Consider the following 10331-nt stretch of genomic DNA (forward strand, 5'->3'; position numbering starts at 1 on the left):
GAGCTGACATGCGCAAGACGGTGATGATGGCGGCGGTGATCGCCGGTGCGGCCCTGCTCGCGGGCCCGGCCTCGGCCTATGACGGGCAGAAGTGCAAGGCGCCCGGCAATTGCTGGGAACCGAAGCCCGGCTTCCCCGAGAAGGTCGCGGGTTCGAAGTACGACCCGAAGCACGACCCGAAGGAACTCTCGAAGCAAGCCGATTCCATCAAGGCGATGGAAGAGCGCAACAAGAAGCGCATCGAGAACGCCAAGAAGACCGGCAAGTTCGAATACGACGTCGCCAAGATCTCGGCGAACTGAGACTGAGCGGACATGGGCCGGCACCGGTCCATGTCCCCCTTGTGCATGCTCATCGGTCCGGACCCTATCTCGAGTTGCGATCCATGAACCCTCCGCGCCCCGGCGACGCGATGCTGACAGACTGGCGGGAGGCGGCCGGACGCTTCGAGGCCGAGATTGCCAAGGCGGTGGTGGGCCAAACCCGCGCGATCCGCCTCGTGACCATCGCGATCTTCGCCCGTGGCCACGTGATGCTGGAAGGCGATGTCGGCGTCGGCAAGACGACCCTCTTGCGCGCCGTTGCCCGGGCGCTCGGAGGCGCCTACGAGCGCGTCGAGGGCACGGTCGACATGATGCCGACCGACCTGATCTACCACACCTTTCTCGGTGAGGATGGCCGCCCGCGGATCGAGCCCGGCCCGGTGCTGCGGCAGGCCGAGGACCTGTCGATCTTCTTCTTCAACGAGATCAACCGCGCCCGGCCCCAGGTCCACGCCCTGCTCCTGCGCCTGATGGCCGAGCGGACCGTGACGGCCTTCGAGCGGGAATGGCGCTTCCCCCATCTTCAGGTGTTCGCCGACCGCAACCGGGTCGAGCGGGAGGAGACCTTCGAACTCCCCGCCGCCGCCAGGGATCGGTTCCTGATGGAGATCGGGATGGAGGCGCCGCGAGAGGCCGAAGCCCGGCGGGCGCTGGCCTTCGATCCGCGCTTCCACGACACCGACAGGCTGATCGCTGAGGTCGCGCCGGGCATACTCGACCATGCCGCGATCGGCGGGATCGCGGGGGCGATCCAGCACGCGGTCGAGGCCACGCCGGAGATCGAAGCCTACGTCGTCGCCCTGTGGGATGCGCTCCTGCGCCCGGCCGAGGCCGGCATCCGCTTGGCCGATCTCGACATGGGTCGTTTCGTCCAGGGGGGCGCCTCACCTCGGGGCCTCGCCTTCCTCGTCCGGGCCGCCCGTGTCCGCGCTTGGCTGGAGGGCCGAGCCTGGCTCGTGCCGGAGGATATCCGGGCGATCTTCCCCGAAATCATGGCGCACCGCATCTTCCTGGAGCCGGTGCACGAGCTGCGCCGGGCCGAGATCGTCCCGGCCCTCTGCCGGGCGGTGTTCGACACGGTGCCGGCCCCATGAGCGAGCCACCGTCGGCCGACGTCCTCTACCTGCCGCGCTGGCGGCCCCGGGGAAGCCGCCCGGGCGCGCATCGCGGGCGGGATGCCGGTGGTCTCGGTACGTTCCGCGATCAGGTGCCATTCCTCAGCCTGCCGGATGCGAGGCGGATCGACCTGCGCGCGACCCTGCGCGACCCGTTCGAAGGGGTGCATGTCCGCCGCTTCGAGGCACGGGTGCCGGTCGAGATCTGGGCGCTGGTCGATCTCTCCGCCTCGATGCGCTATCGCGGCGCCGGCGACCGGATGGCGCTGGCGGGCGAACTTTGCGCGGGCCTTGCCGCCTCCGCGACCCGGATCGGCGACGGGTTCGGACTGATCGGCTGCGACGCGGCCATCCGCGCCGACCTGACCCTGATGGCCACCCGCCATCGGAGCGCCGCCCTGGCCATGGCCGGCAAGCTGTCCGGAGCCCGCTGCGCGGCGGGCAGTCCCGAGGGGCTGCTGGAGGCCGCCCGGCTGCTGTTCGGGCGGCCCCGGCTCGTTTTCCTCGTCTCGGATTTCCGCTGGCCGCCGGACCTGACCCGACGGGTCTTCGAGTCGCTGGCGCTCCACGATGTCGTGCCGGTCATCCTGGCGGACAGCGCCGAGGACGAGGGCTTGCCCGAATGGGGCCTTGCGGAACTGGACGATCTCGAAGGCGCCGGCCGGCGGCTGGTGTTCCTGCGGCCCTCCCTGCGTCGCCGCTGGATCGCCCGTGAGCGGGAGCGTCGCGAGGCGCTGACCGCCGCGGCGGCGGCGTCCGGCGCACGCCGGCCCTTCGCCCTGGTCGACCGGTTCGATGCCCAGGCGCTCAGCCGCCATCTGCTGGCGAACTGAGATGCGCTTCCTCGCGGTCCTGTTCCTCGTCCTCCAGGCCGCCGCCGCCGCGGCGCAGGTGCGCTCCGTCGAGGTGCGGGTGCCCCGTGGCTTCGGATACTTCCTCGGCGACCTCCTGCACGCCCGGGTCGACATCGCCCTCGAACCCGGCACCACCGTCCAGCAGGCCTCGCTGCCGCGCCCCGGCCCCGTGACCTACTGGCTCGACCTGCGCGACGTCGCCGTCGAGCGGATCGCGGGGGGCCTACGCCTGCGCCTGACCTACCAGAGCTTCTACGCCGCCCTCGACGCGCGGCGGCTCGAAGTGCCGGGATTCACCGTGGCACTCGCCGATGAGACTCCCGGCGGCACCACGACGGCGCAGGCCGAGATTCCCGCCTGGACCTTCGGCGTCTCTCCCTTGAGGGAGGTGCAGCCGGAGAGGCGCGACGACCCGGCCGACTACCTCCAGCCGGACGGCCGTACCCGCCGCCTCGACCCGGAACCCGCCGCGATGGCGGCGCTCGGTTTCGCCGGGCTCGCGCTGCCCGCCCTGGCGCTGCTGGCCTGGGACCGGGCTTGGCTCGGCCGCCGCCGGGGCCGCCCCTTTGCCCAGGCCGCCCGGCGCCTGCGCAAGCTCCCCGGAGGAGAGGAGAGCTGCTACCGCGAGGCCCTGCGCCTGATCCATCGCGGCCTCGACGAGACCGACGGGCGGCGGCTGCTCGCGGACGACCTTCCGGACTTCCTCGACAGGCACCCCGCCTTCCGGGGCGAGGGAGAGGCGCTGGCACGCTTCTTCGCGGCGTCGCGCCGGGCCTTCTTCGGTCGGGCGGTCGATGAGGCACGCGAGCTCTGGCCCTGGCCGACGCTGCAGGCGGCCGTGGGTCGCCTCGCCGCCGCCGAGCGGAGGGCGTGAGATGAGCAAGCATCTCGCCCTCTTCGGCTTCGCCCTGCCCCTCGCGCTCTGGCTCCTGCCGCTGGCCCTCCTGCCCCTCGTCGCCACGGGGCGGCGCAGGCATGCGGTGCCCGCCGTCGCGGCGGCCCCGCCGGATGCGCTGGCCCGGTGGATCGGTGCCACCCTCACCCTCGCGGGGGTCGCCGCCATCGCCGGTCTGGTGCTCGGGCTGGCCGAGCCCTACCGGGTTGGCGAGCGGGTGACGCGGATCGGCATCGGCGCCCAGGTCTCGATGCTAATCGACCGCTCGGGCAGCATGAACGAGACCTTCGCCGGGCGGCAGCCCTCGGGTGCGGAGGAATCCAAGGCCGCGGCCTCCCGGCGCCTGCTCGCGGGCTTCGTCGGCGAACGGGAGCACGATCTGTTCGCCGTCACCGCCTTCTCGACGGCACCAATGCTCGTCCTGCCGATGACCGACCGGCACGAGGCCGTGCGGGCGGCGATCGCGGCGATCGACCGGCCCGGCCTCGACTACACCAACGTCGCCCGGGGCCTCGCCATGGCGCTCTCGCAATTCGGCACGGACAGCGGCATCTCCCGGGCGCTGCTGTTCATCTCGGACGGCGCGGCGGTGATCGACCCCAGGGTGCAGGACCAGCTTCGAGCCGACTTCGCGAAGATACGCCCGAACCTCTACTGGCTGTTCCTGCGGACCAAGGGCTCCCCGTCGATCCAGGACCGGCCGGAGGGCGAGGATACGCCCCAGGCCGCTCCAGAGCGTCACCTCGACCTGTTCTTCAGGAGTCTCGGCATTCCCTATCGGGCCTTCGAGGCCGAGGGGCCGCAGGCAGTGGCCGACGCCATCGCCCGGATCGAGGCCCTGGAGCGCGATCCGATCCCCTACACGGAAGTCCGCCCCCGCCGCGATCTCACCGGCTGGGCCTATGGCCTTGCCGCTCTCGGCCTCGCCGTCCTCGTTCTCGCGGCGCTCGCCGAGGCGGACATGTCCGCGCGCCGCCGGGTGGAGCGCCCGGCAGAAGACGCGCCCCTGCGGAGGGCGGCATGACCGGCCTTTTGAAGACGCGCCGCGGATCGACCGCGCCCGTCTTTCCGTCCTTGCGGGGTGGGGCAAGCGTGTGGCGCCGCCTGCGTCCGCAGATCGTCGTCGCGCTGCCCATCGTGCTTCTCGGGCTCGCGGCGGCTTTCGGCTTCCAGGCGTGGCGTCAAGAGATGGCAAACAGTACCATCGCCGCGCTCGAAAGCGGCCGGGACGTGGCGGTGGCGGCCGATGCCCCGGCCCCGGTCATCGCGGCGCGAATCGGGTTCATGGCGGGGCGCGGACGCTGGGAGGAGGCCGAGCCGCTGCTCGCCGCCCTCGATGCCATCGGCGAGTCCGGTGCGGTCGCCCGCGCCCGCTACCAGATCGCCAACGCCCGGATGCGAGAGGCCTTTGGCCTGCTCGCCCGGGGCGACCTGGGCAAGGCCGGGCCACAAGTCACGCTGTCCCGGCAGGAGTATCGCCGGGCCCTGACCGCAATGCCGGATTTCTGGGATGCGAAGTTCAACCTCGACGTCGCGTCCCGCCTGATCCGCGACTACCCGGAATTAAGTCGGGGCGAGGGCGACGAACTGCGCGTCGAACCGAAGAAGATCTGGACCGACATCCCCGGCCAGCCGAAGGGCGGCCCGTGAGCGCCGCTCTGCCGCTCGCCCGCAACCTGCGCGCGCCGCGCTTCCTGGCGCTCGCCCTGGCACTGGCGCTCGCCGGCGCGGCCCTGGTCGTTCCGGCCGTTCCGTTCACGCGCACGGGGGCCAAGCTTCTGGCGGTCATCGACATCACCGGCTCGATGAACGTCCGCGACTATGCCCGCGACGGCCGTCCCGAGAGCCGGCTCGATCGGGCCAAGGCCGCCCTGCGCCGGCTCGTGGCCGAGTTGCCCTGCGGTTCGCGGGTGGCGCTCGGCCTGTTCACCGAGCGGCGGCCGTTCCTCCTGTTCGAGCCGATCGAAACCTGCGGCGACTTCGCCCCCCTCGACGGCACCCTGGCCTCCCTCGACTGGCGCATGGCCTGGGAGGGCGACAGCCGTGTCGCGGCCGGGCTGTACCGGGCGATCGACATGGCGGCCGGGCTCGGAACCGACCTCGTCTTCGTCACCGATGGCCAGGAATCGCCGCCCCTGCCCGGCGGGGAGCCACCCGCGTTCGAGGGCAAGCCGGGGGCGGTGCGCGGCCTCATCGTCGGCGCGGGCGGATACGCCCTCTCGCCGATCCCCCGCTACGATGATCGCGGCCGGGAAAAGGGCTTCTACGGCGAGGCCGATGTGCCGCAGGAGAACCGCTTCGGCCCGCCCCCCGCCGACGCGGAAACCCGTGAAGGCTACAACCCGCGCAACGCGCCCTTCGGCTCCGCCGCCGCCCAGGGCACTGAGCACCTCTCCTCGGTGCGTGAGCCCTACCTGAAGCGCCTCGCGGCGGCGACCGGCCTCGCCTACGCCCATCTCGACGGTCCCGACGACCTCGAAAGGCCGGTGCGCGCCGCCGCGACACCCCGGGCGCTGCCGGGCGCCCTCGATCTGCGCCCCGTCCTGGGGGGCATGGCCCTCGCCATGGTGCTCGCCACCCTGGGCGCCGGCCGGGCGGACGCCCTGCGCCGCCGCCTCCCACGCATTCTGTCCCCCTCGGAGAAAACCTGATGGTTCGGTTGCCGCGTCGCGTCCTTCCCGCCTTGTTCCTGGCCTTCGCCGCCGGGACCGCTCTGGCGCACGGCCCGACGCCTCAGAAGATCGCTCAGACGGTTACGATCAAGGCATCGCCCGACGCTGTGTGGAAGGTCGTCGGCGATTTCGGCGGGATCGCCTCCTGGCATCCGGACGTGGCCAAGGCCGAGGCGACCGGCGGCAACGCCGAGGGCGCGACGCGGAAGGTGACGCTCAAGTCCGGCGGGGCGCTGGTCGAGGGCCTCGACGAGTGGAAGGGGCCGGAGTGGACCTATTCCTACCGGATGTCCGACCCCGACCTCACGGCCCTGCCGGTCTCCTCCTACTCGGCCACCCTGACCGTGACCCCGGACGGCGACGGCTCCAGGGTCGAGTGGATGGGTCGCTTCTATCGCGGCGACACGGGCAACGAGCCGCCGGACAACCTCAGCGACGAAGCCGGACGCGAGGCGATGAACCGCTACTTCGGCAACGGACTCAAGGGCCTGAAGGCGAAGGTCGAGGGCGGGCGCACACCATGACGACCTGTCGGTCCTGTCTCGTCTTCCTGATCGTGCTGATCGCAGGGCCTGCGGCCGGGCAGGCTGTGGTCGTCGCGAGCCAGCAGGGCGCGCGGCTCACGCGCATCGAGGGCGAGGCCGTGACTGCGTCCTTCACCGTCCCCGCCTCGCCGGCGGTCGTGGCCGCCGACGGACGCGGGCGGCTCTATGTCAGCCACCCGGACGGGCGCGCGGTCTCGGTGATCGAGCCGGACGGCGCGGTTCGCCGCCTGCCCCTGCCGGCCCAAGCCTTCGGCCTCGCCGTCGAGCCGGATGGAAGCCGTCTCTATGTCGGTGACTGGTCGGGCCACCGGGTGCTGTGCCTCTCCCTCCCGACCGGAGCCGTCGCGGGCGAAATCCCGGTCGGACCGGACCCGGCCAGCCTCGTTCTCGGCGAGCCTGGGCGCCTCTACGTCGCCGAGCGGGAGGGGCGGTCGGTCGGCGTGATCGACATGGGCGCTCTCCGACGCGTCGGGGGCCTGCCGGTGGGAGACGGCCCCTTCGCCCTTGCCTACGATCCCGATCTCGCTCGGCTTTACGTGGCGAACGTCCGCAGCAACGACGTCACGGTCATCGACGCGGCGGCCGGGCAGGTGCTGGCCACCATCCCGGTGGGGACGGCGCCCTACGGCGTCGCCGTCGTCTCCGGCGGCGGCCCGGTGCTCGTCACCAACCAGCACGCCGCTTCCGTCTCGGTGATCGAGGCTCGGGCGCTCAGCGTTTCTGCCACGATTCCGGTCGGCCGGTATCCCGAAGGGGTGGCGATCCTCGGTGGCTTCGCCTACGTCGCCAACTGGTTTTCCGATGACGTCTCGGTCATCGACCTCGCCGCCCGAAAGGAAGTGCGCCGGCTCCCGGTGGCCGAGGGCCCGCGTACCCTCGCCGTGGCGCGGATCGCCCCAGCGGAGGCGGCACGATGAGGTGTCTTCTGCTGTCCGCCCTCGCGCTCACGGTCTCGCTCACCGCCTGCAACCATGGCGACGAGGAGGCGAATGCCGAGCAGGCGGTGGTCGCCCGCACGTCGGAGACCGATCTGCCCGCTTGGCTCACGCACAGCGACGGCACCGATCCCGGCCGATGGCTCGCAGGCCGAGAAGCGGGGCACCCCCTGGCCCTCAACGCGCCGCAGGTGCAGGCGATGCGAGGGAGCCTCGCCCGGGCTGCGGAGGGCTTCGTCGAGGATCGCCGGATGATCGCCAACCGCACCGTGCAACTCGGCCAGATGCTCGGTGAGGTCGGTAAGGACGAGGCCTACGGGACGCTCCTCGACGGTTTCGCGCAGATCGCCGCCCCCCGGGGCCGGCACAAGAGCCTCTACGGCGAGATGTGCCAGCACTATTTCAACATCCGCACCCGTGGCTTGGGGCACGAAGCGACGCTTGCCGAACTCTCCGTGAACGAGATGCGGCCTCTCACCCGGAGCACGCCGTGAGCGTCGGCTTCGACATCGCCCCGCCCCGGACGGCCTCCCGTTCGCCCGAGGGAATCCTGATGGTCGACGATCATCCGGTCGTCCTCCAGGGATTCCGGCAACTCGCAGAGATGGACGATATCGGGCAGGTGTACGAGGCGGGCGATGTCGTCTCCGCTTACAGGATCTTCTACCGGCATCGGCCCGGCCTCGTCGTGGCGGACCTGTCGCTGGGGGAGGACGGGCTGTCCGGCCTTTCGCTGATCCGGCGGATCAAGGCGCTGGATCCGGCCACCCGCATCCTCGCCTTCAGCATGTACGACGACCCGGTCATCGCCGCCCGCACGATCCAAGCCGGAGCGCTGGGCTTCGTGATGAAGGATTCGTCTGTCGAGGTTTTCCTCGAAGCCCTCAAGGCAGTCCGGACCGGCCGGGGATACCTGCCGCACGCCATCGCGACCGGCATCGCGATGCTCGATCTCGCGCCCGACCGCTCGCCCCTCTCGCGCCTCACCGCGAGGGAACTGCAGATCCTGTCGCTGCTCGGCAAGGGCAAAACCTATACGGAAATCGCCCGGATCCTGACCTTGAACTACCGCAGCGTCGTGAGCACCACCGCCGTCATGCGGGTCAAGCTCGGCGCGGGCAGCCTCGCCGAACTTATCCACATTGCCCTGGGCCAGTCCGGTGGGAGGGCCGGGTGAGGGTCACCGTGGGAGGAAGATCCCCGGGATGATCCGGCCCTTCTGCCCGAACAGCTCCACGGCCTTTCCGCAGCTTGCCGGCACATCCTTCTCGTAGGCGGCGAGGTAGGCGCGGGCCTGCAGCATCAGCGCGTCGCGATCGATCTCCGCGGGATCGACTCCCATCGACCGGACGGCGCCTTTAAAGCGTTCCGCGTCCGATTTGAGCGCGCTGCAATGGAGATTCACGAAGCCGACAAGGCCGGCAAGCTTGGCCGCATTGCGCTTTTCCGCGGGGATGTCGCCGGCCTCCTGGCCCCGCGCGGCCGGTCCGGCTGCGACGAACATAGACGTCGCCAGAAGCACAGCGTGAAACCGCATGGGGATGATCCTTCTTTGAATTACAGACCGGTGCAGTGGGCAACGTAGAGGGCCCTTGCCCGCTCCAACGCCTGGTAATCGGCCATGCTAGCTGGATTACGGAGCTCCGGGCCCTCCGGAAGCCGCCCGGCTACGCCCGTTGAGGGGCCGAAGACGAAGGGCCGCGCGCCGGTATAAGTGCCGATCCGGTTGCGGACATCGACACGTCCGCACAGGACTCCGCCCCGGCCCGTGCGCAGGCCGCTCACCCTAGCGTCGGCGCTGCCGAGCTGCCTCCCGATCGCGGCGGTGGCGACACCCATAATCTCGGGATCGGAAGCCGAATTGGCGATGTCATCGGCCGGCGCGTGACCAGCGCTCAGCAACGCTACGGAGGCGAGGAGGAATACCGCCCGTTTCATATTGCCGATCCCCGCCGCAAGGCGCCATCACGGCTCTTCGCTGGAGGGCTGCGCATGCAGCGAGACACAGGTGCGGACCATGTCGCTCAGGGTCAGGTTCCTCGTATCGCCGATGTTGGCCGTCTCCTCCAGGCAGCGCATGAAATACTCGCGGGTGAGATCCGGCGAGAGCGCGACCATCGCCTTGCCCATACGGTTGGTGAAGTCGATCTTGTCGGTGATCGAGGCCCGCGGCCAGAGCGAGGCGAGATCGTCCAACTTGAGGCGCGCCCAGGCCGGCCCCGACCCCATGGCACAGCAGAAGACAAGGACGAACGAGAGCCTTTTCATCGCGACTGCCTGCCCGTGGATTAAGGACGCTACGTCGACCGCGCGAACGTCATGGGTCGGTGGATCCTGAATGGTCGGATCGCAGCGAAGCTCAGGCACAATGATCGAAGATGAGGTCGGCCTTCGTTGTGTCGAAGTCCTATCAATCCGTCGACCGCCCGGAAGAGGGTCTAGGGTCCCTCGTTCGAATGCATTTAGTCAAGGCTGTTATCGCTAAAAATTTGCTTATGATGACTGACAATCGAAGGCACGACACATTGCCATTCGAGATTGCCACTTCTCCTATATAATAACGTCATAATGAATTGCCGACCGCCATTGCCGGTTACAGGGATTGATCGGCCCCCACGAGGTGGTCCAAGGGTAGAGTTAGTGTGCGGTGGGCCTGGAGTTGACCCCGTTTGTGGTCCACGGCCTATGCAAGTTCTCGGGCTGTTGGAGTTGACCCCGTTTGTGGTGGACGGCCTATGCAAGTTCTCGGGCTGTGACAGCTTGGTTGGCGAAGGCTCGGGGCGTCAAGCCGCCCAAGGCCGTATGAGGTCGGTCTTCGTTATAGTGGCACCTCCAGTCCTCGATGCGCTCACGGGCATCGGTCAGCGACAGGAACCACGAGGCGTTCAGACATTCCGCCCGGAGGCGGCCGTTGAACGACTCGATATACGCGTTGTCGGTCGGCTTGCCCGGGCGGGAGAAGTCGATCTCGACCCCGTTCAGGTAGGCCCAC

Annotated in this window: 14 protein-coding genes; 11 read left to right on the plus strand and 3 right to left on the minus strand. The window is 69.9% G+C overall.

Features of this window, described 5'->3' with window-relative positions; genetic code table 11:
• The first annotated feature begins 8 nt into the window (after positions 1-8).
• The 11 genes from MKK52_RS02840 (at position 9) to MKK52_RS02890 (ending at position 8516) form a co-directional block, all read left to right on the plus strand.
• Complete coding sequence (locus MKK52_RS02840; RefSeq protein ID WP_243952232.1) at positions 9-302, plus strand: methanol dehydrogenase [cytochrome c] subunit; 294 nt, start codon at positions 9-11, stop codon at positions 300-302.
• An 83-nt stretch (positions 303-385) separates the two neighbouring features.
• Entirely contained in the window at positions 386-1417 is a 1032-nt protein-coding gene (locus tag MKK52_RS02845) for an AAA family ATPase (RefSeq protein ID WP_243952233.1), read from the plus strand.
• Positions 1414-2271: a DUF58 domain-containing protein gene (locus MKK52_RS02850; RefSeq protein ID WP_243952234.1), complete on the plus strand. Its 858-nt coding sequence runs from the start codon at positions 1414-1416 to the stop codon at positions 2269-2271. The genes MKK52_RS02845 and MKK52_RS02850 overlap by 4 nt, the downstream gene beginning before the upstream one ends.
• Before the next feature lies 1 nt (position 2272).
• Positions 2273-3166, plus strand: coding sequence for a nonribosomal peptide synthetase MxaA (locus MKK52_RS02855; protein WP_243952235.1), 894 nt, complete (start codon positions 2273-2275; stop codon positions 3164-3166).
• Between the two features lies 1 nt (position 3167).
• Complete coding sequence (locus tag MKK52_RS02860) at positions 3168-4211, plus strand: vWA domain-containing protein (protein ID WP_243952236.1); 1044 nt, start codon at positions 3168-3170, stop codon at positions 4209-4211.
• Positions 4208-4837, plus strand: a complete 630-nt coding sequence (locus MKK52_RS02865; protein ID WP_243952237.1) for an MxaK protein — start codon at positions 4208-4210, stop codon at positions 4835-4837. The genes MKK52_RS02860 and MKK52_RS02865 overlap by 4 nt, the downstream gene beginning before the upstream one ends.
• The gene (locus MKK52_RS02870) at positions 4834-5838 is read left to right on the plus strand and encodes a vWA domain-containing protein (protein ID WP_243952238.1); all 1005 of its coding nucleotides are present in this window, start codon (positions 4834-4836) and stop codon (positions 5836-5838) included. The genes MKK52_RS02865 and MKK52_RS02870 overlap by 4 nt, the downstream gene beginning before the upstream one ends.
• Complete coding sequence (locus MKK52_RS02875) at positions 5838-6383, plus strand: SRPBCC family protein (RefSeq protein WP_243952239.1); 546 nt, start codon at positions 5838-5840, stop codon at positions 6381-6383. The genes MKK52_RS02870 and MKK52_RS02875 overlap by 1 nt, the downstream gene beginning before the upstream one ends.
• On the plus strand, positions 6380-7321 hold the full coding sequence (locus MKK52_RS02880) for a YncE family protein (protein ID WP_243952240.1): 942 nt from the start codon (positions 6380-6382) through the stop codon (positions 7319-7321). Before MKK52_RS02875 ends, MKK52_RS02880 begins: the two co-directional genes overlap by 4 nt.
• On the plus strand, positions 7318-7833 hold the full coding sequence (locus tag MKK52_RS02885; protein WP_243952241.1) for an MxaH protein: 516 nt from the start codon (positions 7318-7320) through the stop codon (positions 7831-7833). Before MKK52_RS02880 ends, MKK52_RS02885 begins: the two co-directional genes overlap by 4 nt.
• A 59-nt stretch (positions 7834-7892) precedes the next feature.
• A complete protein-coding gene (locus tag MKK52_RS02890; RefSeq protein ID WP_243952250.1) occupies positions 7893-8516 on the plus strand; it encodes a response regulator transcription factor in 624 nt (207 codons plus the stop codon).
• Positions 8517-8519: 3 nt separating this feature from the next.
• Here MKK52_RS02890 and MKK52_RS02895 read toward each other — a convergent pair whose 3' ends face one another.
• The 3 genes from MKK52_RS02895 to MKK52_RS02905 form a co-directional block, all read right to left on the minus strand.
• Entirely contained in the window at positions 8520-8876 is a 357-nt protein-coding gene (locus MKK52_RS02895) for a hypothetical protein (RefSeq protein ID WP_243952242.1), read from the minus strand.
• A 428-nt stretch (positions 8877-9304) separates the two neighbouring features.
• Positions 9305-9535 carry a hypothetical protein gene (locus MKK52_RS02900; RefSeq protein WP_243952243.1) on the minus strand — a complete coding sequence of 77 codons (231 nt, stop codon included), beginning with the start codon at positions 9533-9535 and terminating at the stop codon, positions 9305-9307.
• Positions 9536-10072: 537 nt separating this feature from the next.
• Positions 10073-10331: integrase core domain-containing protein (locus tag MKK52_RS02905; RefSeq protein ID WP_243952244.1), on the minus strand; the 259-nt coding region annotated here is incomplete at its 5' end.

Source organism: Methylobacterium sp. J-067 (genome assembly GCF_022829465.1).
Classification (GTDB): domain Bacteria; phylum Pseudomonadota; class Alphaproteobacteria; order Rhizobiales; family Beijerinckiaceae; genus Methylobacterium; species Methylobacterium litchii.

What these genes read in the sequence shown, in the direction of transcription:
- MKK52_RS02865 (WP_243952237.1), top strand. Translation starts at nt 4,208, where the DNA reads ATGACCGGCCTTTTGAAGACGCGCCGCGGATCGACCGCGCCCGTCTTT.
- MKK52_RS02845 (WP_243952233.1), top strand. Translation starts at nt 386, where the DNA reads ATGAACCCTCCGCGCCCCGGCGACGCGATGCTGACAGACTGGCGGGAG.
- MKK52_RS02880 (WP_243952240.1), top strand. Translation starts at nt 6,380, where the DNA reads ATGACGACCTGTCGGTCCTGTCTCGTCTTCCTGATCGTGCTGATCGCA.
- MKK52_RS02890 (WP_243952250.1), top strand. Translation starts at nt 7,893, where the DNA reads ATGGTCGACGATCATCCGGTCGTCCTCCAGGGATTCCGGCAACTCGCA.
- MKK52_RS02840 (WP_243952232.1), top strand. Translation starts at nt 9, where the DNA reads ATGCGCAAGACGGTGATGATGGCGGCGGTGATCGCCGGTGCGGCCCTG.
- MKK52_RS02850 (WP_243952234.1), top strand. Translation starts at nt 1,414, where the DNA reads ATGAGCGAGCCACCGTCGGCCGACGTCCTCTACCTGCCGCGCTGGCGG.
- MKK52_RS02860 (WP_243952236.1), top strand. Translation starts at nt 3,168, where the DNA reads ATGAGCAAGCATCTCGCCCTCTTCGGCTTCGCCCTGCCCCTCGCGCTC.
- MKK52_RS02895 (WP_243952242.1), bottom strand. Translation starts at nt 8,876, where the DNA reads ATGCGGTTTCACGCTGTGCTTCTGGCGACGTCTATGTTCGTCGCAGCC.
- MKK52_RS02875 (WP_243952239.1), top strand. Translation starts at nt 5,838, where the DNA reads ATGGTTCGGTTGCCGCGTCGCGTCCTTCCCGCCTTGTTCCTGGCCTTC.
- MKK52_RS02855 (WP_243952235.1), top strand. Translation starts at nt 2,273, where the DNA reads ATGCGCTTCCTCGCGGTCCTGTTCCTCGTCCTCCAGGCCGCCGCCGCC.
- MKK52_RS02885 (WP_243952241.1), top strand. Translation starts at nt 7,318, where the DNA reads ATGAGGTGTCTTCTGCTGTCCGCCCTCGCGCTCACGGTCTCGCTCACC.